The 23,866-nt window shown below is 56.6% G+C and carries 25 protein-coding genes; 22 read left to right on the top strand and 3 right to left on the bottom strand.

Annotation, left to right across the window (positions count from 1 at the left end):
* Positions 1-17: 17 nt before the first annotated feature.
* The 9 genes from H6B30_RS07570 (at position 18) to H6B30_RS07610 (ending at position 8,982) form a co-directional block, all read left to right on the top strand.
* The gene (locus tag H6B30_RS07570) at positions 18-431 is read left to right on the top strand and encodes a hypothetical protein (RefSeq protein WP_205109239.1); all 414 of its coding nucleotides are present in this window, start codon (positions 18-20) and stop codon (positions 429-431) included.
* 30 nt (positions 432-461) lie between these two features.
* Positions 462-866: a hypothetical protein gene (locus tag H6B30_RS07575; protein ID WP_205109241.1), complete on the top strand. Its 405-nt coding sequence runs from the start codon at positions 462-464 to the stop codon at positions 864-866.
* A 132-nt stretch (positions 867-998) separates the two neighbouring features.
* Entirely contained in the window at positions 999-1,844 is an 846-nt protein-coding gene (locus H6B30_RS07580) for a helix-turn-helix transcriptional regulator (RefSeq protein ID WP_205109243.1), read from the top strand.
* Between the two features lie 96 nt (positions 1,845-1,940).
* Positions 1,941-4,391 carry an ATP-binding response regulator gene (locus H6B30_RS07585; protein WP_205109246.1) on the top strand — a complete coding sequence of 817 codons (2,451 nt, stop codon included), beginning with the start codon at positions 1,941-1,943 and terminating at the stop codon, positions 4,389-4,391.
* Positions 4,366-5,676 (top strand): sigma-54-dependent transcriptional regulator, encoded by a 1,311-nt coding sequence (locus H6B30_RS07590; protein ID WP_205109248.1) that lies wholly within the window; start codon positions 4,366-4,368, stop codon positions 5,674-5,676. Before H6B30_RS07585 ends, H6B30_RS07590 begins: the two co-directional genes overlap by 26 nt.
* A gap of 315 nt (positions 5,677-5,991) precedes the next feature.
* The gene (locus H6B30_RS07595) at positions 5,992-6,411 is read left to right on the top strand and encodes a bifunctional DNA primase/polymerase (protein WP_205109250.1); all 420 of its coding nucleotides are present in this window, start codon (positions 5,992-5,994) and stop codon (positions 6,409-6,411) included.
* A 200-nt stretch (positions 6,412-6,611) separates the two neighbouring features.
* Positions 6,612-7,235 carry an RteC domain-containing protein gene (locus H6B30_RS07600; protein WP_239483747.1) on the top strand — a complete coding sequence of 208 codons (624 nt, stop codon included), beginning with the start codon at positions 6,612-6,614 and terminating at the stop codon, positions 7,233-7,235.
* Between the two features lie 212 nt (positions 7,236-7,447).
* Entirely contained in the window at positions 7,448-8,401 is a 954-nt protein-coding gene (locus H6B30_RS07605; protein ID WP_205109252.1) for an Abi family protein, read from the top strand.
* A gap of 170 nt (positions 8,402-8,571) precedes the next feature.
* Complete coding sequence (locus H6B30_RS07610; RefSeq protein WP_204433019.1) at positions 8,572-8,982, top strand: hypothetical protein; 411 nt, start codon at positions 8,572-8,574, stop codon at positions 8,980-8,982.
* 54 nt (positions 8,983-9,036) lie between these two features.
* Here H6B30_RS07610 and mobC read toward each other — a convergent pair whose 3' ends face one another.
* The 3 genes from mobC to mobA are packed head-to-tail and all read right to left on the bottom strand — an operon-like array spanning position 9,037 to position 12,749.
* A complete protein-coding gene (mobC, locus tag H6B30_RS07615) occupies positions 9,037-11,046 on the bottom strand; it encodes a conjugal transfer protein MobC (protein WP_205109254.1) in 2,010 nt (669 codons plus the stop codon).
* 36 nt (positions 11,047-11,082) lie between these two features.
* Complete coding sequence (gene mobB, locus H6B30_RS07620) at positions 11,083-12,330, bottom strand: conjugal transfer protein MobB (protein ID WP_205109256.1); 1,248 nt, start codon at positions 12,328-12,330, stop codon at positions 11,083-11,085.
* A complete protein-coding gene (gene mobA, locus H6B30_RS07625; protein WP_071148919.1) occupies positions 12,309-12,749 on the bottom strand; it encodes a conjugal transfer protein MobA in 441 nt (146 codons plus the stop codon). The genes mobB and mobA overlap by 22 nt, the downstream gene beginning before the upstream one ends.
* A 928-nt stretch (positions 12,750-13,677) precedes the next feature.
* On the opposite strand from mobA, the gene H6B30_RS07630 reads away from it, so the two are divergent.
* The 13 genes from H6B30_RS07630 to traM all read left to right on the top strand — a co-directional run bounded on the left by H6B30_RS07630 (position 13,678) and on the right by traM (position 23,848).
* A complete protein-coding gene (locus H6B30_RS07630) occupies positions 13,678-14,439 on the top strand; it encodes a ParA family protein (protein ID WP_205109258.1) in 762 nt (253 codons plus the stop codon).
* A 4-nt stretch (positions 14,440-14,443) separates the two neighbouring features.
* A complete protein-coding gene (locus H6B30_RS07635) occupies positions 14,444-14,854 on the top strand; it encodes a DUF3408 domain-containing protein (RefSeq protein WP_071148921.1) in 411 nt (136 codons plus the stop codon).
* Between the two features lie 27 nt (positions 14,855-14,881).
* Positions 14,882-15,235 carry a DUF3408 domain-containing protein gene (locus tag H6B30_RS07640; RefSeq protein ID WP_071148922.1) on the top strand — a complete coding sequence of 118 codons (354 nt, stop codon included), beginning with the start codon at positions 14,882-14,884 and terminating at the stop codon, positions 15,233-15,235.
* 2 nt (positions 15,236-15,237) lie between these two features.
* On the top strand, positions 15,238-15,927 hold the full coding sequence (locus H6B30_RS07645) for a conjugal transfer protein TraD (protein WP_205109260.1): 690 nt from the start codon (positions 15,238-15,240) through the stop codon (positions 15,925-15,927).
* Positions 15,928-16,100: 173 nt separating this feature from the next.
* Positions 16,101-16,412 (top strand): DUF4134 domain-containing protein, encoded by a 312-nt coding sequence (locus H6B30_RS07650; RefSeq protein ID WP_055220740.1) that lies wholly within the window; start codon positions 16,101-16,103, stop codon positions 16,410-16,412.
* 42 nt (positions 16,413-16,454) lie between these two features.
* Positions 16,455-16,787: a DUF4133 domain-containing protein gene (locus H6B30_RS07655; protein ID WP_205109262.1), complete on the top strand. Its 333-nt coding sequence runs from the start codon at positions 16,455-16,457 to the stop codon at positions 16,785-16,787.
* Positions 16,784-19,294, top strand: a complete 2,511-nt coding sequence (locus H6B30_RS07660; protein ID WP_205109264.1) for a TraG family conjugative transposon ATPase — start codon at positions 16,784-16,786, stop codon at positions 19,292-19,294. The genes H6B30_RS07655 and H6B30_RS07660 overlap by 4 nt, the downstream gene beginning before the upstream one ends.
* 98 nt (positions 19,295-19,392) lie before the next feature.
* Complete coding sequence (locus H6B30_RS07665; protein ID WP_205109266.1) at positions 19,393-19,806, top strand: DUF3876 domain-containing protein; 414 nt, start codon at positions 19,393-19,395, stop codon at positions 19,804-19,806.
* Positions 19,807-19,842: 36 nt separating this feature from the next.
* Entirely contained in the window at positions 19,843-20,481 is a 639-nt protein-coding gene (locus H6B30_RS07670) for a DUF4141 domain-containing protein (protein ID WP_205109268.1), read from the top strand.
* A gap of 3 nt (positions 20,482-20,484) precedes the next feature.
* Positions 20,485-21,510, top strand: a complete 1,026-nt coding sequence (traJ, locus tag H6B30_RS07675) for a conjugative transposon protein TraJ (RefSeq protein ID WP_205109270.1) — start codon at positions 20,485-20,487, stop codon at positions 21,508-21,510.
* A gap of 128 nt (positions 21,511-21,638) precedes the next feature.
* A complete protein-coding gene (gene traK, locus H6B30_RS07680) occupies positions 21,639-22,262 on the top strand; it encodes a conjugative transposon protein TraK (RefSeq protein WP_004322024.1) in 624 nt (207 codons plus the stop codon).
* A 16-nt stretch (positions 22,263-22,278) separates the two neighbouring features.
* Positions 22,279-22,554: a TraL conjugative transposon family protein gene (locus tag H6B30_RS07685; protein ID WP_205109290.1), complete on the top strand. Its 276-nt coding sequence runs from the start codon at positions 22,279-22,281 to the stop codon at positions 22,552-22,554.
* On the top strand, positions 22,523-23,848 hold the full coding sequence (gene traM / locus H6B30_RS07690; protein ID WP_205109272.1) for a conjugative transposon protein TraM: 1,326 nt from the start codon (positions 22,523-22,525) through the stop codon (positions 23,846-23,848). The genes H6B30_RS07685 and traM overlap by 32 nt, the downstream gene beginning before the upstream one ends.
* The last annotated feature ends 18 nt before the right edge of the window (positions 23,849-23,866 follow it).

Raw genomic sequence — 23,866 nt, forward strand, 5'->3', positions numbered from 1 at the left:
ATCGTTAGTGAATTGATATGAACGTCTGGAAATACATATATATCAAGTTCTTCAAGATACGCCGCAGGGTAATCGGAAAAGACGGCGCGGACGATTTTGCGGCCATGTTGTTTGTGGCATTTCTTGATATGTTCCTGTATTTTGGAATACTGATACTTATCGACAGATTAGTGGATAATGTATTGTCCACGAAATACGAGCCATTCTTCTTTGCTCTTTATATATTGGGGATGCTAACCATTGGATGGCTTCGCAACCGTTCCATGTGCAAAGGAGATGCGTTCGAGCGCATAAGGAAAGAAGTCGAAGCGGAGCCTCGGAAGATGCTCTGGGGGATTTTGTCCATCCTGTATATTATATTTGTGGTTCTCTTTTTCTTGTTTTGCTGCTATGTTGGCAAAAATGGGTTGAGATTTTTAGAACCCTTGTAACAACGGTAATAACCTTTAATGCCAAATGATATGAATGTCTGGAAATATACCTATATAAAGTTTTATCAATTCCGGCGGGAGACACTTGCAGGAGATTATACGGCAATGTTGTTTGTTGTAGAGCTTGACTTTTGCGTATATTCGGGGATTGTATTTTTGATAGATGGATTAACAGGTTATAATTTAATTCCTTGCTACGGGCTTTTGTATGTACTTATTTTACTTGGTGGAGGTTTTATTCTTTGGATGATTCGTAATCATTCCTTGCGTAAAAATGGGGCTTTTGAACGTATAAAAAAAGAGGTGGAGGACGAACCCAGAAAGTTTTTGTGGGGAACACTCTCGCTGCTGTTTGTTTTATTTGCGCTTGCATTTGTAGCCTTGTCAATGTACCTGTGGTCGCAAAAGATGATACCGGTCTTCATACCATTCTGACAAGCCTTATTGTATTCCAGTCCGGATTATCATTTGGCTCACACAGACGGCATCGGTTGGAGCATGACAATAAAGTCAAATGGAATATGAAGAAAGGAAAAACGGAAGGATTAAAATAAAGACGAAACATATATGATGAGTGATAATTTATTTGACATGTTGGAATATGCCGCCCTCGGCACGGAGTGGCGGGAATGGCTGAAAGAAGTGGAGAAGACGGCCGACCTCGTGGACCTGCGCCGCGCGGACACATGGACGGTGCTGGAACAGCCAGCGAAGAATGTTCACGCCGTGCGGTGGCTCACCGAAGAATTGCGCAAGGCAGCCACCGCCCCGTCACCGGACGACAGGACATGGTGCGTCCTGTACCTGCTGGCCGCCCATTGCCGGGACAACACCGTAACGGGCTATGTGACGGACACCTTCGTGAACAGCTACCGCACCCAACATCGCACCGGGACGCTGTTCTGCATGGAGGTGGTCGGGCGGATGACGCTCCATGACGAATACCCGCACCTGAACGCCCTGTACAACCTGATGATGGGTCTGGCGCTGAGGGAATGGCGGCGTCTGCTCGAAGGGGACGAGGACTATCCCTGCTTCCTGACGGAAGCGGACTTCCGCCGGGTGGAACGCAGCCTGCCGGATTTCCGGTGCGGAGGTTTCCGGGAGGCGGTACGTCTCATGGCCGGGCGCATGCCCGTGGGTACCCTGACCGCCGGGGAACTGGCGGCACGCTGCCACCAGTCGGAAACGGTGTTCCGAGAGCGGTTCAAGGAGGAGTTCGGGCAGCCGGTGGCCGAATGGCTGCGGGAGCGGCGCAAGGAGGACATCCTCGCCATGCTCTCAGATCCCGCCATTCCGCTGTCCGATGTCTCCGAACGCAACGGCTTCAATTCCGCCTCGACCCTGTCGGACTACTGCCAGCGGAACTTCGGGAAATCCCCCTCGCAAATGCGGAAAGACGCAGCCGGATGAGCGTCCGCCGGAAATCAGAAATTTTCCGCAGAAAATCAGAACAAGGCTTCACCCATACCCTCCTAACTTTGCGCTTTTGTAGAATCCGCAAAGTTCATGGGAAAACGACATACAACCCCCACACCCCGCCCGAAAGGAACCTTGCAGGTCAAGATCCTTTCGGGCTATCTGCTGCTTACCCTGCTGGTAGGCGGCATCGTCTATGCCGTGTGGTACGAGAAACGGGTGTTCCAGCAAGCCGAAGAGGAGGAACGGGCGATGCTCGGACAGCGGAAACTGACGAACGAGACCTTCAAGAGCCTTATCGCCCTGCTGCTTTACAGCGACGGCGCCCTGCTGTGGGACAAGGATGACCTGCGCTCCTACGAAGAGAAGGACCGCCGGATGTCGGAGATACTGGAAAGGTTAGGCGACGCCTATCCCGACTCCCTGCAACAGAGCCGCATCGACACGGTGCGGCTGCTGCTTGCCGAGAAAAAGACCCAGATACTCCGTCTGGCGGAAACTCCCTCGACCGTCAGCCGCATGGACAGTCTGCTCAGCGAGCGGTTGCCCCCGCTGGAACAGTCCGCCTCGGTGCCGGACCGTGTGGTCAGCGCACCGGTACAGGAAAGCGAAAAGAAAAGCAAGAAAAGTTTCTGGAACTGGTTCAAGCCCAAGAAGAAAAAGGGAAAGGACGGAAATGAGGGGACGCATGGGGCGAGTACCGTGCGTGTCGTACCGAACTCCCGTCATGTGCGTGACATGCGGCAGTTCCGCGACGACGTGTTCGCCGCCCTGCGGGAACAGAAGGAGATGTACCGCGCCCTGTCGGACTCGCTGGAGCGTCGTAACCGGTTGCTGAACCGCCATATCAACCGTCTGGTAAACGATTTCGAGCGGGACGCCATGCTGCGCACGGAGGAACGCCTGCAACGGGTGTCCGCCCTGCGTGAGCAGGCCTTCGCCCTGATATGCGCCATCTCGTCGGCAGGACTGCTGTGCGCCCTGCTGCTGTATATCTTCATCTACCGTGACATCCGCCGGAAATACCGTGACCGCCGTGAATTGGAGGACTCACACCGCAAGGGGCATGAGATGCTGGAGATACGCAAGCGCATCATCGTGACCCTGTCGCACGACATCCGGGGTCCGCTGAACGCCATCAGCGGCAGCGCGGAGCTGGCGATGGACACACGTGACCGCCGCCGGCGCAACGCCTATTTAGAGAACATCCTCGACGCTTCCCGCCATATCATGCGCCTTGCCAACAGCCTGCTCGACCTGTCTCGCCTGAACGAGTCGAAAGAGACGCTGAACGAGGTGCCGTTCCGTCTCGGCGGCCTGCTGGACCGCATCGTGGAGGAATATACGCACACGGCCAACAGCAAGGGGCTGCTGCTCTCGGACGAGCGTTCCGGCACGGACGTGACGGTCCGGGGCGATGCCGACCGCATCGAGCAGATCGCCGACAACCTGCTCTCGAACGCGGTGAAGTTCACCGAGGCGGGGAAGATCATCTTGGAGACCTGTTACGGGAACGGTTTCCTGCGGCTCAGGGTGTCGGACACGGGCATCGGCATGGACGGCGAGACCGCCCGGCGGATCTTCGCCCCCTTCGAGCGTGCCGCGCCGGAGACCAACGCGGAAGGGTTCGGACTCGGACTGTCCATCACGCAGGGGCTGGTGCGTTTGCTGGGTGGTGAGATCAGCGTGGAGAGCTGTCCGGGTGCGGGCAGCACGTTCACGGTCACGCTGCCGCTGGCGGAAACGGACGAGGTTGTGGAAGAGCCGTCCGCCCCGCCCGGCACGGGCGGTCGTCTTCCCCAACGTGTCCTCGTGGTGGACGACGACCCCGTGCAACTGACGATAACGGGCGAGATACTGGAACGCAACGGCATCTGCTGCCGAACGTGCCGCACCGTCAAGGAGGTGGTACGGGAACTGCGCGGCGGGGAGTTCGACCTGCTGCTGACCGACATCCAGATGCCGGGCACAAACGGGTTCGACCTGTTGCGGCTGCTGCGCCAGTCCCACATCGGGCAGTCCCGCAGCCTGCCGGTGGCTGCCATGACCGCACGGGGTGACACGGACGGTGAGAATTACCTGAAAGCCGGGTTCGCCGGGTACATACGCAAGCCGTTTTCCTCGCCGGAACTGCTGGTCTTCCTCTCCTCCGTCACATGGCGGACGGGCGAGCCCCAAGAAGACGCAGCTTCCACCGCCGATTTCGCCTCGCTGACCGCCGAGGTGAGCGACAAACGGAAACTGCTGGAGATGTTCATCGAGGAAAGCCGGCGCGACATCGCCGCCCTGCGAGAAGCGGCGGCATGTTCCAACCGGCTGGAACTGCGCGAGACCGTACACCGGATGTACCCCATGTGGGAACTGCTGCGCATCGAGAACGAATTAGACGCTTACCGCCGGACGCTCCACGACGGGGAAGGCGGTGAAAGCAAGATAAATAAGGAAACGGAACGGCTTATCGGGCGTCTGGGCGCATTGATAACCGAGGCCGCCGCTGAAATAAAAAGAATAGAAGATGAAAAAGAAGATACTGATCGTTGAAGACAACATCGCCCTGTCACAGCGTCTGCGCGACCGTCTGGAACGGTGCGGGTATGCGGTGGAGACAGCCATCGACGAGCCTTCCGCCCGCAGGCTCATCCGCAAGTCGGGCTTTGACCTGGTTCTGGCTGACGTGCGCCTGCCCAAAGGCGACGGGCTGTCGCTGCTGGAGTGGCTGAACGGCGGGCACCGTCACGTGCCCTTTGTGGTAATGACGGGGTATGCGAACTACCCTGACGCGGTGCGTGCCGTGAAGTCGGGTGCGGACGATTATCTGCCCAAGCCCGTAGATCCGGAGCGTCTGCTCGATACCGTCCGTGAGCTGCTGCGTCCCTCGCTATCGCTGCCGCAAGGCGGAAAAACCCTGTTCCGGCTTGGCAGCCCTGCGGCACGTGAGGTAGAACGCATGGCCACACTGGTTGCCCCGGTGGAGGTGTCCGTGCTTATCCTCGGCGCCAACGGTACGGGCAAGGAGTCCGTCGCCCGCCGGATACACGAGGAGAGCGACCGCCGCCTGATGCCCTTTGTGGCAGTGAATTGCAGCGTCATCTCGAAAGAACTTGCCCCGTCGCTGCTGTTCGGGCACGCCAAAGGCTCGTTCACGGGTGCGGAGAAGGACACGGAAGGGTATTTCGGCATGGCCGAAGGCGGCACGCTGTTCCTCGACGAGATAGGCACGTTGGGCTATGAGGCGCAGTCCATGCTGCTGCGCGTGTTGCAGGAGGGCACCTACACGCCGGTGGGCGGCAACCGGGAACGGAGGGCTGACGTGCGCATCGTCGCCGCCACCAATGAGGATCTGGCGCAAGGCATCCGCGAGAACCGTTTCCGGGAAGACCTGTACCACCGTCTCGCCGAGTTCGAGATACATCTGCCCGCGCTGCGCGAGTGCCGTGCGGACATCCTGCCGCTGGCGGGTTTCTTCCGGGAGCGTTTCTCCTCCGAGCTGCGCAAGCCGACGGAGGGTTTCACGCCGGAGGCGGAGGAACGTCTGTTGTCCTACCCGTGGCCGGGGAACATCCGCGAGATGCAGAACCGTGTGCGCCGTGCCGTGCTGCTGGCGGAAAGCCCGCTGGTGGGTACGGAGGAACTGGACCTCCCCGACGGCGGCACGTCCTCCCTTGCCAGCGGCATCTACCCGCACCCGAAGGGCGACGCGGAATGGAAGTCCTCGATAGAGAAGGCACTCGCCCTGTGCGGCGGACACCGGGGTCACGCCGCCGCGCTACTGCACGTCAGCGAGGCGACGCTGTACCGCAAGATGAAGAAGTACGGGGTGAAGTGAAATAAAAACGGCGTATCCTGCCCGAATTTCGGTCGGATTTCGTACATTTGTAACCGGTTTGGCTGTTCATGGCAATGGCCGGGCCAAAGACATAGAAGAATAACGGTGACGGACGGTGTCTGTTGCCGATATTATACATAAGTCGCAAGAGTTTCGGACAGAAATCTGGTACATTTCAAGAAACGGAAGCTGTTGCGTGAGGCTTATGCTATACCTTATAGCGTGAGCCCATGCACTTCTGTTTTCGGGCTTACCAGAGCCTCTGTCCGGAGTCGCGTGGGTTTCACGCTTTCGGCTTTTAATACGGAAAGAGGTATGGCAAAGATACAGGTAATCACGGCACTCACCCTCGACGGGTATCTTCCGCCGGCTGGCGGGCAATGGATGGAATGGTTCCGGCACGACCGGGAAGGTCTTCCGCTGTGGCTCAGCCGCTGCACGTTCACGCTTCCTCCCGGTTATCCGCTCATCGACCTGATGTGCGAACTGAAAAGCATGAGCGAGGGCTGCACCTATGTGGCCGAGGTGACAGACGCCGGTCAGGTGGAGCTGCTTCGCGGGCTGTTCCTCTACCGTATGGTGGACGAGCTGGTGGTCTATCTGCTGCCGCAGCTTTCCGGCGGGGGCCTCTCGCCGCTGGCAGACCTGCCCCATGCCTCGGCATGGACGCTCCGCCAGAGCCGGAGTTTCGGCAACGGCATCTGCCGGCTGGTCTATCGGAAAAAGGCGGAATGATTCTCTCAACGGTTCTGTCAGTCCTCTCAAATGAGAGGATTTTATTTTTCCGACTTTCCGAACTTAAAATTTTTATCTGCTTATCTATCAGTATATTACATTGTTTTTCACTTCGTGCGGGCATAACCGGCATACCATTTGGCTTATTCTTTACGGTACGGCAACCGACCGTCATCAACGAACTAAAAAGAATAACCGATATGGATTACCGAACATTGACCAGCGGCGGGCTGCTTCGCCTCGCCAGAGAGAAAGGGATGAGCCTCCCGGAGCAGGAAGCCGCCTATACCGAGTTTTCAGAACAGATATTCGCCGTCTATACGGGCGGCGGCAGCCCCCGCCACCTGCATTTCACGCTTGCCTTTGCAGAAGCGGAACTGTGTGCCGTCAGCCAATATGCCGGCGGGCGTGCCAGCCCCTGCGTGGAAAAGGCGCTGTCGCTGGTGCGCCACCTGCTCGACGGCGTGAAGACCCAAGTGCCGCCACTATCCTCCATCCCCTCCAAAGACGAAAAGAAAGACGACACTCCTGCCGATGCCCTGCTCATGCGGTGGACGGGCAACCTCTCCGACTTCGTGGAGATGGTGTATGGGCTGGACTCGCTGAAGTGCATCAACGGCGGCGAGACGGGCGTGACCGAGCTGCTGCTGGGCTTCGGCAAGCTGTTTGGCCTGAAGCTGAAGGACAAGCAATGCTACAACGCCTATGCCGACATCAAGCGGCGTAAGAGCGACAGCCGCACCTATTTCTTCGACAAGGCGGCGGAGAAGCTGAACCGGCGTATGCAGGAGGACGAGGAGCGGGAACGGATGCGGAAAAGATAAATCATTTCATTCATATATTTTCTTTTGAGACCGGGCAAGGGGGCGCGTGAGGCGTCTCCTTGCCTGTTTTTATACGCATCCGTGAAGAAAAGACTATTCCTTGCCTGTTTTCTTCGTGAAAAAGATTACTTTTGTAACAATTATCCCCCTTAGATGGAAAAAGCTAAGGCTCGCCACCTTAAAAGGTGGCTCAATTTTATAAAGCATACAGAATGGAAACATATAAGAAACCGCCTTTGAGCTATACGGAACAAGTCGCCCTTCTGCAATCAAGGGGCATGTCTGTTTCGGACATACCACGGGCGGAGAGACTGCTCGCCAACATCAGCTATTACCGGATCAGTGCCTATATGCTGCCTTATAAGAAAAAGGAGAACGGCACAATCATTGACAACTTCAAGGAAGGCACGACATGGGACATGGTGTATGACCTGTACGTATTCGACCGGAAATTGCGCCTGCTCGTGTTCGATGCCATTGAACGGCTGGAAATCGCCGTCCGGACACAAATCATTTACCAGTTAAGCCACAAATACGGTTCCCATTGGCAAGACAATCCCTCCATATTCAAAGCCCCGGAACGGCGTGTGCTGCGTGACGGTTCAATCGTGACATTCGATGTGTATGCCGAAATCCAGAAACATATCAGCGACCAATTGCATAGCAACCGTGCGGAGGTATTCATCCAGCACTACCGGAACAAATATGACAATCCGGTCAATCCTCCTTCGTGGATGAGTGTGGAAATCATGTATTTCAACCATCTGTCCCGTATCTGTACGGGATTGAAGAATAGAGCGGACATCAACGGTATAGCCGGTTATTTCGGATTGCCTCCCAAGACATTCTGCTCATGGTTGCATACCATGAACTACGTGCGTAACCTGTGCGCCCACCATGCAAGGCTTTGGAACAGGGATATGAGCATCGTTCCTGAAAAACTGCATTTTTCCAAAAATTTGGTATGGATAAGCAATCCGGATACGGTACAGCGTGGCAAGGCATATTATTTTTTCTGTATGTTGGGGTATCTCTTACAAACAGCCAATCCTACTTCCTCGTTCAAAGACAGGCTAAAAGCGTTGGTCAATGAATACAAAAGCGTAGCTCCACTTTCCGCAATGGGCTTTGCCGAGGGTTGGGAAAACGAAAAAATCTGGAAATAGTCATATTTCCGGCTTCATACGCTTGTCGTTCAAGAAAAAATGCCTACCTTTGCATCACAAGATTAACAAGGCAGTTATAAACTAAAAGATAATAAGCCTCCCAGGCGAGCCGCAAGGCAGCATACTTGGGGGGCGTTCTTCATTTATAGCGGCATATTCTCCCAAACACGATGGCGAAAAAGAAAAAGCGGAAACATGGTATAAAGCCAGACTTGCCGATAATCATTGATTACGGCGGCGACTTGGTGTCCGTCTATGACCCGGTATCCGTCATGCCATACAGCGAACCGCCCATTACGGAAAGGACACGCTACAAGAAACTGAACGCGGAACAAAAGGCGGCTTTCAAGTCAATGTTTGTGTCTGCCGTTACCTCCTATTGGAATGAGAACCGGCTGATACCTTTCGGGGAGGATATGGCAGACATCCGGAAATGGATGTTGGAAGCCTTCGCCGAAGAATACGGCATCTTGATGAAGGAAGACAGCGAGTTGAAAAACTATCTGATGACCCTTGTCATTTCCACCCTCAACAAGCTGCTCAAAGCGGAAAAGAAGATACAAGAAAAGGAAAATCCGTAACCCGGTCGTGAATTGAACCGAGCTACGGATTTTCTCTTTTCGCCTATGGCGTACCTATTTGTTCTGCAACAGGTGTTGCAGTTCGGGGTCGGACTGGATGCGCTGCAACTCGTCGGCGACAATCTGCCGCACCTCCGCACGGATGCGGTTGTAGTTCTCCTGAATCATCTCTTTCATGCGGTCGTTGCCGTCGGCATCGGTGAAGTCCGTGATGACGGGGATGGGCTTGTAAGCCTGCTCCTCGCGTCTCACCTTCTCGGCATCCACCACTATCTCGCAATGAAAAATCTTCTGCTCGATGCGCTCGTTGAAGTTGTCCGCCACCGCACCGACGAACATGCCCTGCGTTAGCGTGGAAATCTTGCTCGCCGGGATAAGGCTCTCCATCTGCGTGTTGATGGAGGTGGACTTGTCCTCGCGGTTGATGGTGATGCTCTGCCGCTTCTGCAAGATTTTGCCGAAACGCTCCGAAAGGGTCTTGGCGGTTTCGCCCACCACCTGACCGGAGAAGATGTTGCCCACCGTGTTCATCACTACGGCGGCTTCCTTGTCGCCGTAGTCGCGCTTGAGCTGCGAGAAGTCCTGAAAGCCGAGGCAGACCGCCACCTTGTTGCTTCGGGCAGTGGCAATAAGGTTGTCCAGCCCCTTGAAGTAAATGGTGGGCAGCTCGTCTATGATTACCGCCGACTTCAGCTTGCCCTTCTTGTTGATGAGCTTCACGATGCGTGAATTGTACAGCCCCAACGCCGCACCGTAGATGTTCTGTCGGTCGGGGTTGTTGCCGACACAGAGTATCTTCGGCTCGTCGGGATTGTTGATGTCGAGGGTAAACTCGCTGTCGGACATGACCCAATAGAGCTGCGGGGAAATCATACGGGATAGCGGTATCTTCGCCGACGCAATCTGTCCGGCAAGCTGTTCCATCGCGCCGCCCTGCCATGCGTCCATGAACGGGGAAAGGTAGTTCTCCAGTTCGGGATAGCTGGTGAGAATAGGAAAAACATCCTCGTAACGGCGGTTCAAGAGTTCAATGGCATGGGGAAAGGTGCAATACTTGCCGTCCTTGTAGATGCGCAAAAACCATATCACAGCGGCAAACAGGATAATCGGTGACTCCACAAAGAAGTCGCCCTGTTTTTGCACCCAAGTTTTGTTCAAATTGAGCATTATCGTGTAGGCACTCTCGTAGGCATCGGTAATGTCTTCCATGAAATCGGGGTGAATGGGATTACAGCGGTGCGAGCGGCGCGGGTCGTCAAAGTTTATCACGTAGAATTTCGGCTTGACCTTGTAACAATCGCCATGATTCAGCAGATGGTTATAGGCGATAGTCGAAAGGTCGCTGAATTTGAAATCATAGATATACATTGAATAACCTTTCTCAATCTGTTGCTTGATAAAACTGTTTACCACGGCATACGACTTGCCGCTGCCCGGCGTGCCCAACACGATGGACGCACGGAACGGGTTTACCACGTTGATGTACCCGTCGTTCCACTTCTTCCTGTAATAGAAGCGTGTGGGCAGGTTCACCGAATACTCGTTCTCGATGAGCCGCGTTTCCTGCTGGAAACTCTCGTTCTCCACGTTGAACACGTCTTCCATGAGGTTGGTGCGCAGAAGGCGGCTCATCCATGTGCCGGACATCAGCAGGCAGACATAGCCCGCCGCAACGGTGGCGGTGTACAATGCCGCGTTTGCTTCTACGGGCAACGGCAGGGACAATATCCACCAGTTCAGAAAGAACAGCGCCAGCCCTGCTGCAAGCACCGTCCAAATCCTTGCCCACGTGATTTTTTCCTCCTTGACCCCCTTCGTGCCCAGACACGAGAGTGCCAGCAGCACCAACGCAAAGAGTTTCGTATAAAGGATGGAGCGGAACAGCCCTGCGGTGCGGTCGAAATTCATCAGTACCCTGTCCACCACGCCGATGTCGATGCCCCACAGCCTTACGGCTTCGTAACAATACCAATAGAGGTGGATGACCACCATTAAAATGCTTACGGCACGCAGAAAATCCATGATTTTCGCCAATGCCCTCAAATCGTCTTCCTGTTGTGACATAAATCTGTTTCTTTTTTAAGTTGATGAAAAAATGGATTACAGCCCCAAACCCTTGCGGCGTTTCTTCCGCCTGCGTTTGAGGTCACGCTCGAAGGCGGCTTCCTGAGCCTGTGCGCCCGATGCATCGCCACCGAGCAGCCCCAAGCCGGTGGAGTGCCCCTCGTCGTGTTCCTCATAGGAACGGATGTCTGCCTGTGGCGTGTCCTCCGTGAAAGTGAACGGTATCGGCGGAGTGCCGGCATACGGCAGGGTGAAATGCTCCTGCAAGGCGTTGGCGGAAAACTCCCTGCCCAAGCGCGAGCCGTTCAGCACGCAGCCCGTGCGGTGGTCGATGAAGGTCGCCCCGTAGATGCGTCCCTCGTCCGTATGGCGGAACACCACATCCACGCCCTTTGCATGAAGCAGGCCGATGAACTCCTCCTTGCGGTATGTCCGGGCGAGCGCGGCGGCGACGGTCTTGCGTGTCCTGTCCGCCAGACGCTTGTCGCGGATCTGCCCTTTGGAAAGTTCAAACCTGCGCAGCACGGCTTCATAGCCGACGGACTTCCCGATACGGGATGCCTTGAAAGGATTGCCCACTCTGTTCCCGGCATCGTCGGTGGCGGCATAGACCAGTCCGTGATACTCGCGCCCGTCCACGTTGCCACGGGCTTCCTCCACCGTGACGTTGTAGAGGGAGAGCAGGGCGCGGTATTCGCCCATCGTCTGGAACTTGTAGGTCGCCATGACCGCCTTGGCGGTGTTCGCCACCTGACGCTTCACGTCGCCTTGCGAAGCATCCACTTTCCGCAAGGGGTTGTCATGGCGGTGCTGCCTGCGGTCTGCGGGGTGCAGGCCGTACTTGCGTTCCAGCTCGGTGGTGATGCGCTTGCTGCGGCGGTGGATGAAGTCCTTGTTCAGCCGCCTGCCCCGCTCGTCCACATTGACGGAAACGATGTGCAGGTGGTGGCGGTTGATGTCCTCGTGCTTGAAGATAAGAAAGGGCTGGTCGCCGTAGCCCAGCTTTTCCAGATACTCCCGCGCAAGCTGTTCCATCTCCATGTCCGTCAGGCGGTCGTCGGGATGCGGATTGAGGGAGATGTGGATGACCTTGTTCCGTGTACGCACGTTCTCCGGCATATAGCGCCGGAAGTCCTCCACGGCACGGGCGATGTCCACCCGTCCGCTGCCGTCGTCGAAGACCTTGTTCACGGCGAGGAGCTTGCCCTCGCCCTCGTTCACCTTCAGTCCGTTGTAGGCGAGTGCGCCGTACAGCGACGTGCCTACATTGATTTTTGCGACCATCTTCCCTCAAACTCTTTGGACAGTTCCATGACTTGGCGCATCAATGCCGCCAGTTCCTTCGTGCATTGCTCCAGCCGGTAGAGCAATGCCATCGCCTTTTTCTCGGAGAAATGGCAACGCAGTTCCTTGACCGTTTGGTTGTAGTTGTTGCCGATGGCACGGTACTGCGCATGAAAGGCGGAGAGCTTCGTGCAGTAGTCGAGCAGAGCCTTGTCCGTGACCAATACCCGGAAGGGCTGCCCGAAGAAGTGCGCCTTCAGGAACACCGCCTTCGCGTACACGCCGGACTTCTCGTACATGGCGAGGAACCTGAGCCATTCCCCGTCGTCAAAACGCACCATCACGCAGTGCGACTTGCGGCTTTCTTTCGGGTGCCGCCCCCACTTGGGGCTTGCAGCCCCGTTCTTGTTCTCGTTCATATTACAATGGATTTAGTGGTTTCACGGCCTAAGCGCAGCTTCCGGCAACCGCACCGCAGGTAGGAAAACAGGCTTCCCGACTTCGGAGAGGAAGCCCCTCCCCGCAAGGGGCAAGGTCGTTTCGGGAGTAACCCGAAACCCTTTGAGTAACTCAAAGGACACCTTGCTGTGTCTTAGAGGACACAAAAATCCGTAGCAGACGGATTGGAGTAAACCTGTCATTCCCGACTTGGCCGGGTATCGGTCGCCCGATACCCTCCGGCTGCCCAAAAGAAGGACGGAGCCGGGGCCTGCGGTACGCGCCGGGAGCATTGCCCTGCCGCTTGGGTGCAAAGGTAGGGGGTAAATCCGGGTCGGAAAGGGGCTGAGGAACGCCACAGGCTACCACATCGGCGCCAAATGCTGCCACGCAAGGGCAAAGGGACATAAGTTCGGCGAAAGTCCCTTTCCTTTGCGGTCGGAATGGCCGGCACGCCTTCCTGCCGTCGGGCTGGCATCCTTGCCCTTCCGCCTGCATCCCTGCCTGCCCTTGTGCCTGCCTGCCGGCACGGGGGCATACAGGCAAGAACGCAACGGGACGGTCGGGATTAAAAGATGTGCAAACGGAGGAAGCGACAGGGAAAGCGGCGGCAAAGGCGGGCGAACAACGCCACAAGCTGCCACATCGGCGCCAAATGCTGCCACGCACCGGCGGAGTGATACAACCTTGGCGAAAGTCCCTTTCCTTTGCAGTCGGAATGGCCGGCACGCCTTCCTGCCGTCGGGCTGGCATCCTTGCCCTCCCGCCTGCCTTCCTGCCTGCCCCCGTGCCTGCCTGCCGGCAGAAAGGCACAAGGGCAGGACAGGATGCCGGACTGCCAGCCTGTTTGCACGGGCGGCTGCCTGCCAGACCATGAGCTGATGTTTAACGATAAATAAAAAAGAAAGCATGAAAAAAGAACCTTTGTTCATCGCCTTCTCCACCCAGAAGGGAGGGGCCGGCAAAACGACACTCACCGTGCTGATGGCGAGTTACCTGTATTACGTGAAGGGGTATGACGTGGCGGTCGTGGACTGCGACTATCCCCAGTTCAGCATCAAGGACATGCGCGAGCGTGACCTGAAGAACATCGAACGCAACCCGTACCTGCGCAAGCTGGCATACGACCAGTTCAAGCGCATTGGCAAACGTGCCTACCCGATCGTGGGCAGCCGACCCGACAATGCGATAGAAACGGTCAAACCTTTCATCGAGTCGGCGACACCGCCCGATTTCATCTTCTTCGACCTGACGGGCACGGTGAACAACCTCGGACTAATCAAGACAGTAGCGACAATGGATTACATCTTCTGCCCGATAGCCGCCGACCGTTTCATCATGGAAAGCTCGCTGAAATATGCAAGCATCATCAACGACACGTTGATCACCACCGGCAAGTCGAACATCAAGGGCATCCGCCTCTTGTGGAACATGGTGGACAAGCGCGAGAAGACCGACCTGTACGACATCTACGACAAGGTGATAGCCGGGATGGGGCTTGAAGTGCTGAACACCAGCCTGCCCGACAGCAAGCGTTTCCGCAAGGAAGGCTCGGAGGAAGGCGACCGCCCGTTTTTCCGCTCCACATTGCTGCCGCCGGACAAGGCGCTGGCAAAAGGGAGCGGCATCGACGCCCTTGCGGAAGAAATACTCGGCATCGTAAAGCGTTGAACCGATGGCGAAGAAACTCGATGTCGATATTGACCCCGGCAAGTTCCTGGACTCGTTCCGTCCGGAGATGCCCGCGCCCGCCGCCCCGGAAGAGGCCGTGACGGAAGGAAATGCCCCGGAGAAAGCGGCAAGCGCGGCGGAGAAGCCGCAGGCAAAGACGAGAAAGGAAGAGGCGAAGAAAGAAGAGGCCTATCTGGAACGCTTCCTATACGCTCCGAGAGTTCCCGTGTGTTCGGGCAAGACCGCTTACATCCGCAAAAGTTACCATGAACGGATACAGCGCATCGTGCAAGTCATCGGGAAAAACGGGCTAACGCTGTCGGTCTATGTGGACCGCGTGCTGGAGCAACACTTCCGCGAGTACGAGGAAGTGATCCGCCGGTTATACCGGAAAAATTACGAGGACATTTATTGATTATTCACCCTTAAAAACGAAAACAAGATGGGATTTTTTAATGCGAGAACAAAGAAAAAGGGGAATGGCTGCCCGGAGGCGGACACACCCCAAGTGAAGAACCCGGAAGCGGCGGATGTGGTCATCCACATCGTGGACGACGCCCGGACGGAAAAGGCTGCCGGCTTCCTCCGCTACCTGAAGCCCCGGCAGGGGACCCACCGCCAGTGCATTTACCTCAGCCGCGAGATGCACGGGAAACTCTCCCGTATCGTGCGGACATTGGGCGTGAACGGCAGTACCATCGGCGGGTATATCGAGAACGTGCTGGAGGAACACCTCCGGACCTACGGGGACGACATCAATGCCCTGATACGCCGTGAATCCTCTCAACCGCTTTAATCATGGCCGAGCTGTTGATTGTGCTGATGATGGCCTTCAACCTGTGGATGGTCATCTACCTGACTTGGGAACGCCGGGAAGACAACAAGGCGGAAGACGGCAAGGGGAAGGACTGCGAAATGAAAGGAATGCCCGACGATATTGTGGGGAAAAGCCGGTTCCGAATGGCGGAAAGGAAGCCACAAGCTGCCACAATGAAGCCAAATGCTGCCACGGATGCCCAAAGTGAAGATGTGGACGAAAAGGACGTTACCTTTGCCGACGAAACACCGGAACGCCATCCTCGCCAAGTGCCCGACGGGGAACTGGACGAGGTGTTTGCAGACAGCCGCGTGTCGGACATGGCAGAATATGACGAGGACGAGGAATATGACGGTGAACCCCATGAGGCGGGAGGATTGACTTTCGAGGACATCGACCTTGCCATGCGGACGGTAAAGAAACCGGCAGCCACAAGGGAGGAACGTCGCCATGCCGGGATGGTGTTCTGCGACATGAAGGGCAACGAGCTGTTCGCGATGATAGAAAAGAGTTCGGAAGCGACCCGCAGGAAGCTGAACGAGCTGATGGACTTCTATATGGACAGCGTTTCCGCCGCCATACGGAAGGAACCGACCCCGATGGCGGTACGGACTACAGTCCCAAACGTGCCGGACAATATTGAGGATTTCAATATCCGTGATTTTGTATAACAAGTAAAACGAAACAATGATGCGAAAAAAGAAAATCGACTACGGCTAAATTTCGGCTTGCCACCGAACCACTAAATCCACAAGCCGGCTTCATCCAAAGCCGCAAGAAGTAAAAACAAGTATCAACCGCCAAAGGGACTATCCAACCCGGAGGCACAAAAAAAGAAACGATTATGACAAAGACATTGAAGAAAAAACAAATCATTCTCGCAGCCCTTCTGCTGGCTGCAAACATCTCAGCGTCCGCACAAGGCAACGGCATGGCGGGCATCAATGAGGCTACCAACCTCGTGACCAGCTATTTCGACCCCGGCACGAAACTCATCTACGCCATCGGAGCGGTCGTCGGGCTTATCGGGGGCATCAAGGTGTACGGCAAGTTCTCGTCGGGCGACCCCGACACCTCGAAGACCGCCGCAAGCTGGTTCGGGGCGTGCATCTTCCTGATTGTGAGCGCGACGATTCTCCGTTCGTTCTTCCTTTAATAAACGGACATTCCCATACATATATAATAAGGTGTAAGGACAATGGCTGAATACCCTATCAACAAGGGCATAGGCCGTCCGGTGGAGTTCAAGGGACTGAAGGCGCAATACCTGTTCATCTTCGCAGGCGGGCTGCTTGCCGCCTTCATCCTCTTTGTCATCCTGTACATGGCAGGCGCGGGCCAGTGGCTCTGCATCGGCTTCGGTGTGGTGTCGGCTTCCGCCACCGTCTGGCTCACGTTCCGGCTGAACGCGAAGTACGGCGAACACGGGCTGATGAAGCTGGGCGCGGCACGGATGCGCCCCCGCCATGTGCTCCACCGCAGACGGGTGTCCAATCTGTTAAGACGAAAAAAGAAAGGAAAAAACGTATGAGAAATGTAATGAAAGCCACCACGCTGGAAAGCCGCTTCCCGCTGCTCTCGGTGGAGCACGGCTGCATCGTCTCGAAGGACGCGGACATTACCGCCGCCTTCGAGGTGGAACTGCCGGAGGTCTATACCGTCACGGCGGAGGAGTACGAGGCCATCCACGCCACGTGGTGCAAGGCGATAAAGGTGCTGCCCGACTACTCGGTGCTGCACAAGCAGGACTGGTACGTGAAGGAGCGGTACCGCCCCGGCACAGGCAGGGAGGGCATGGGCTTCCTCGCCCGCAGCTACGAGATGCACTTCAACGAGCGCCCGTTCCTGCACCACAAGTGCTACCTGTTCCTGACGAAGACGACGAAGGAGCGCATGAGGCAGCAGAGCAACTGGAACACCCTGTGCCGGGGGCACATCGTGCCGAAGGAGATGCAGGACAAGGAAACGGCGGTGAAGTTCATCGAGGCGGTGGAGCAGTTCGCGCGTATCCTGAACGATTCGGGGAACATCCGGCTGCGCCGGCTCTCCGATGACGAGCTTACGGGCACGGAAAAGGAAACGGGCATCATAGGCAGGTACTTCGCGCTCTCGCCGGGCAATGTGGACTGTCTGGAGGACATGGAAATGACGGCAAGGGAGATGCGCATCGGCGACAACCGGCTGTGCCTGCACACCCTGTCGGACACGGAAGACCTGCCCGCTGCGGTGGCGACGGACTGCCGTTACGAGCGGCTCTCCACCGACCGCTCGGACTGCCGCCTGTCGTTCGCCGCTCCCGTGGGCCTGCTGCTTCCCTGCAACCACATCTACAACCAGTACGTGTTCATCGGCAACAGCGACGAGGAACTGCGCCGCTTCGAGAAGACGGCGAGGAACATGCAGTCGCTCTCGCGGTACAGCCGCCAGAACGCCATCAACCGTGAGTGGGTGGAGGAATACCTGAACGAAGCGCACTCACAGGGGCTGAAGTCCGTCCGCGCCCACTTCAACGTGATGGCGTGGAGCGACGACGCGGAGGAGCTGAAACGCATCAAGAACGACGTGGGCAGCCAGCTGGCTTCAATGGGCTGCGTGCCGCGCCACAACACGACGGACTGCCCGACGCTGTTCTGGGCGGGCATCCCCGGCAACGCCGCCGACTTCCCGGCGGAAGAAGCGTTCCACACGTTCATCGGGCAGGCGGTGTGCCTCTTCGCCGGCGAGACCAACTACAAGGACTCGCCCTCCGCCTTCGGCATCCGCATGGCGGACCGTATCAGCGGCAAGCCGCTGCACATCGACATCTCCGACCTGCCGATGAAGCGGGGCGTGACAACGAACAGAAACAAGTTCGTATTGGGCCCTTCGGGAAGCGGCAAGTCATTCTTCATGAACCACCTTGTCAGGCAGTATTACGAACAAGGATCCCACGTGGTGCTGGTCGATACGGGCAACTCCTACCAAGGGCTGTGCGAGATGATACACCGCAAGACCAAAGGAAAGGACGGCATCTACTTCACCTACACGGAGGAAAAGCCCATCTCGTTCAACCCGTTCTACACGGACGACGGGGTGTTTGATGTGGAGAAGAAGGACAGCATCAAGACGCTGCTGCTCACCCTGTGGAAAAGCGAGAACGAACCCGCCACGAAAACGGAGTCGGCGGAACTGGGCAGCGCGGTGAACGCATACATCCTGAAAATCCAGCAGGACAGGAGCATCGCGCCGTCGTTCAACTCGTTCTACGAGTACATGAGGGACGTGTACCGCAAGGAAATGGAGGAACGCTACATCAAGGTGGCGAAGACGGACTTCAACATCGACAACCTCCTGACCACGCTCCGGCAGTATTACAAGGGCGGACGGTACGACTTCCTGCTCAACTCCACGGAGAACATCGACCTGCTGCACAAGCGGTTCGTGGTCTTCGAAATTGATTCGGTGAAGGATAATGCCGAGCTTTTTCCGGTGGTTACGATTATCATCATGGAAGCATTTATCAACAAGATGCGGCGGCTGAAAGGCGTCCGGAAACAGCTCATCGTGGAAGAGGCTTGGAAGGCCCTTTCTTCGGCAAACATGGCTGATTATCTGCGCTATATGTACAAGACGGTCAGAAAATACTTCGGCGAGGCGATTGTGGTGACGCAGGAGGTGGACGACATCATCTCGTCGACCATCGTGAAGGAGAGCATCATCAACAACTCGGACTGCAAGATACTGCTTGACCAAAGAAAATTTATGAACCGCTTTGACCAGATACAGTCCCTCTTGGGGTTGACGGAAAAGGAGAAGTCGCAGATACTCTCCATCAACCAGTCGAACGACCCGTCAAGGCGGTACAAGGAGGTGTGGATAGGGCTGGGCGGCACGCAGTCGGCGGTGTACGCCACGGAGGTGTCCATGCACGAGTACCTCGCCTACACGACGGAGGAAACGGAGAAGATGGAAGTTCGCGAACTGGCGGAGAAACTGGGCGGTGACATGGAAGCCGCCATACGGCAGATAGCGGAAAGGCGAAAAGAAGAGGAACAGTAACGAAACAGCGTCCTGCCTCACACGGCGTATGAGCCTGCCTCCAACGGCGTATGAGGGAAGGACACATTTTTACCAACTAAAAAACAAGATTGAAGAAAATGAACATTGAACTGACAAAGACACAACGGCTGTTGCTTTGCGGCGGTCTGATTGGCTTGGCATCGCTGATGCTGCAAGCCTGCGAAACGGTAATGAAGGAAAACGAGGATGTCCGCGAGAAGATTTGCGGCAACTGGCAGAGTGCGGAGGCGGGACCCGACATACTGGTGTACAAGGAGGGTGAACACTACAAGGTGACGCTGTTCCGGCGGTCGGGCGTGCGCCGCAGGCTGAAGCCGGAAACCTACCTGCTCCAGCGGGAGGAGAACGGCAACCTCTACATGAACACGGGCTTCCGCATCGACGTGGCGTACAACGAGGAAACGGACGTGCTGACCTTCTCGCCGAACGGCGACTACATCCGGGTGAACACGGAGGACGCTTCGGACGGCGAAAAGAAAGAAGGACAATAAAAAGCTAATGTACCACTAAATCCAACGTGAATGAGAATGAGACAGAAACTTAAAATGCCGCTGATAGCGGTCTGCCTGTGCCTCACGGGTGCGGGCACGGCAAACGCCCAATGGGTGGTTTCCGACCCCGGCAACCTCGCCCAGAGCATCATCAACTCCGCCAAGGAGATGGTGGAAACGGCGGGCACGAAGGCGAACACCCTGAACGGCTTTCTGGAAACCAAGAAGGTTTTTGAGCAGGGCAAGAAGTATTACGACGCCTTGAAATCCGTGCATGACGTGGTGAAGGGCGGCGTGAAGGTGACGAAGAGCATCGGGCTGGTGATGGAAATCTCCGAAATCTATGTGGAAAACTACCAGAAGATGCTCTCGGACGAGAACTATACACCGGAGGAGCTTGCCGCCATCTCGTCGGGCTATGCCATGCTGATAGACGAAAGCTCGGACGTGCTGCAAGACCTGAAGAACGTGGTGAACGTCACGGGGATGTCGCTCTCGGACGCGGAACGGCTGGCGATTATCGACAACGCCTACCGCAGCCTGATGAACTACCGCAACCTCGTGCGCTACTACACGGGCAAGACCATCTCGGTGAGCTACCTGCGGGCAAGGAAGAAGAACGACATGGACCGGGTGATGTCGCTGTACGGAACGGCTAACGAAAGGTACTGGTAGCCTATGGGAGAGTTCGACAACCTTCACCAGATACTCCTTTCGCTCTACGACGAGATGATGCCGCTTTGCGCGGACATGACGGGCGTGGCGAAAGGGCTTGCCGGGCTGGGCGCACTGTTCTACGTGGCGATGCGCGTGTGGCAGTCGCTCGCCCGTGCCGAAGCGATAGACGTGTACCCGCTGCTGAGACCTTTTGCATTAGGCCTGTGCATCCTGTTCTTCCCGACCGTCGTATTGGGCACGATGAACAGCGTGCTGAGTCCCATCGTGCAGGGCGTACACGGGATTCTCGAAGAACAGACCTTCGACATGAACGAGTACCGGGAGCAGAAGGACAAACTGGAGTACGAGGCGCTGATGCGCAACCCGGAAACCGCCTACCTCGCCTCAGACGAGGAGTTTGACCGGCAGCTGGACGAACTGGGCTGGTCGCCCTCGGATCTCGTGACGATGACGGGGATGTACATGGACCGGGCGGCGTACAACATCAAGAAAAGCGTGCGTGACTGGTTCCGCGAACTGCTTGAACTGATGTTCGCCGCAGCCGCGCTCATCATCGACACGCTCCGGACATTCTTCCTTGTGGTGCTGTCCATACTGGGACCGATAGCCTTCGCCTTCTCCGTGTGGGACGGCTTCCACTCGACGCTCTCGGCGTGGTTCAGCCGCTACATACAGATTTACCTCTGGCTTCCGGTGTCCGACCTGTTCAGCACCATACTGGCGAAAATCCAGATACTGATGCTCCGGCAGGACATCGAGCGTATGCAGACCGACCCGAACTTCTCACTGGATGCAAGCGACGGGGTGTACATCGTGTTCCTTATCATCGGCATCGTGGGTTATTTCACCATACCGACGGTGGCGGGCTGGATTATCCAGGCCGGAGGCGGCATCGGCAGCTACAACAAGAACATCGGGACCGCCGGGGCTTTGGGCGGCAGCGTGGCAGGTGCAGCCGCAGGAAACGTGGCGGGGCGTGCCGGGAAGCTCATCAAGGGAACGGCTGGAAAGGTGTTCAAGAGGTAACAGCCGGAACGGTCGAAGTGGCACTTTGGGGTTGCCTATGTGCCACTTTGACCTCCCCGAAGTGCCACTTCGGAAAAAGGATACCGAAACATGATTTTACAAACAGAAAAAGAAAGACGAAAAGAAAAATGGAATTCAAATCACTAAAGAACATCGAGACGAGTTTCCGGCAGATACGTCTGTTCGGCATCGTCTATACGGCAGCCTGCGCCCTCGTGGTGGTCTGCTCGGTGGTGTGCGCCTTCCGCTTCGCCGAAGCGCAACGGCAGAAGATATACGTCCTCGACGGGGGCAAGAGCCTGATGCTCGCGCTCTCGCAGGACCTGTCGCAGAACCGTCCGGCGGAAGCGAGGGAACACGTGCGCCGTTTTCATGAGCTGTTCTTCACGCTCTCGCCGGAGAAAAGCGCGATAGAACACAACGTGAAGCGTGCCCTGCTCTTGGCGGACAAGAGCGCGTACAACTACTACGCCGACTTCGCCGAAAAGGGCTTCTACAACCGCATCATCGCCGGCAACATCAACCAAGTGCTTCAGGTGGACAGCGTGGTGTGCAACTTTGACCGCTACCCCTACGAGGCGCGGACATACGCCCGTCAGATGATTATCCGCGAGAGCAACGTGACGGAACGCACGCTCGTGACCGCCTGCCGCCTGCTCAACGCAAGCCGCTCGGACGACAATCCGAACGGATTTACCATCGAGGGCTTCACGGTGCTGGAGAACAAGGACATCCGGACCATAGAAAGATGATGCGCGTATGGGAAAGATGAAAAATCTCATTGAAAAGTACACCTCCAATTTCAAGAAGGAATTGCGTGGAAAACTGGAAGCCCTGCCGCCGAAGGCGCGTCTGGGGATAGTCCTCACGGCATTTGCCCTCTTCGCCGTCCTTTGCCTGTACATGACCGTCACCGCCATCGCCGGTTTCGGCAAGGGGAACGGGGCAATGGAGATACGGCACATCGAGAAATTGGACCTGCCGATGCAGGAAAGTATGAACCTTTATAATAATGTATATGGAAAAGGAACAGAAGAAGAATGAAACGAAAGAGAAGAAGCCGCTGACCGAACAGCAGCGGCTGCAGCGCAAGAAGATGCTGGTCTATCCGCTGATGGGACTGCTGTTCCTGGGCTGCATGTGGCTCATCTTCGCACCGTCCTCCGAGGACAGGGAGAAGGCGAAGCAGGGTCAGGGATTCAACACGGACATGCCCCTGCCCGAAGACTCGAAAATCATCGGTGACAAGGCGAAAGCCTACGAGCAGTTGCAGTTGGAGAACCGGCAGAAAGAACGCCGGGGCATGGTGGGCGACCTGTCCTCGTTCTGGCACGACGGCGCGGAAAAGCCGGACACGGCGGCTGCATCGGACGACTACCGCCTGACGCAGACGGAACCGTCCGAAAATGAGCGTGCCGATAAGCAACAGGCGGGCATACGCACCTCCGCTGCCGCCTACGAGCGGCTGAACACTTCGCTGGGCACGTTCTACGAGCCGCCGAAGGAGGACCGGGAAAAGGAGGAGCTTCGGGAACGCATCGACGAACTGGAAGCCATGCTGATGGCGCAGGAGGGCAAGCCGTCCTCAATGGAGGAACAGGTCGCGCTCTTGGAAAAGTCCTACGAACTGGCGGCAAGATACCAGAACGGGAAGGGCAATGCCGGGCAGACCGCACAGCCCGAAGGGACGGAAACATCCGCCAAGGCTGACGAAAGGAGCATGAAGGCTGAACCGGTAAGCGGGGTGCGTCCGGCAGTGGTATCCGCCTTGCCGCAGCCCATGACAGATTCCGCCTTTATAGCGGACTACGGGGGCGAAAGGAACTACGGGTTCCACACTGCCATCGGCAGTACGGAGGTACCGGGAAAGAACACCATAGCAGCCTGCGTGCAGGGCGACCAGACGGTAACGGACGGACAGACGGTAAGACTGCGGCTGCTGGAGCCGATGCGGGTGCCTGGACGGACAATACCAAGGAATACGACCCTTGTGGGGACGGCACGCCTGCAGGGTGAGCGTCTGGAGATAGGCATCGGCTCGCTGGAGCATGAGGGAACCATCGTAGGTGTGGAACTGGCGGTGTACGACAGCGACGGACAGGCGGGCATCTTTGTGCCCGGCTCGATGGAAACGGACGCGGCAAAGGAAATCGGGGCGAACATGGGCAGTTCGCTCGGAAGCAGCATCAACATCTCGACCGATGCGGGGGCGCAGCTCGCCTCCGATCTGGGAAAGGGAGTGATACAGGGAGTCTCGCAGTATATATCGAAGAGGATGCGCACGGTAAGGGTGCATCTGAAATCGGGATACAGGGTGCTGCTGTATCAGGAAAAATAGACAGCAAGAGACGAAAGG

The sequence above is a fragment of the Marseilla massiliensis genome, assembly GCF_016899955.1.
GTDB lineage: Bacteria > Bacteroidota > Bacteroidia > Bacteroidales > Bacteroidaceae > Prevotella > Prevotella intestinigallinarum.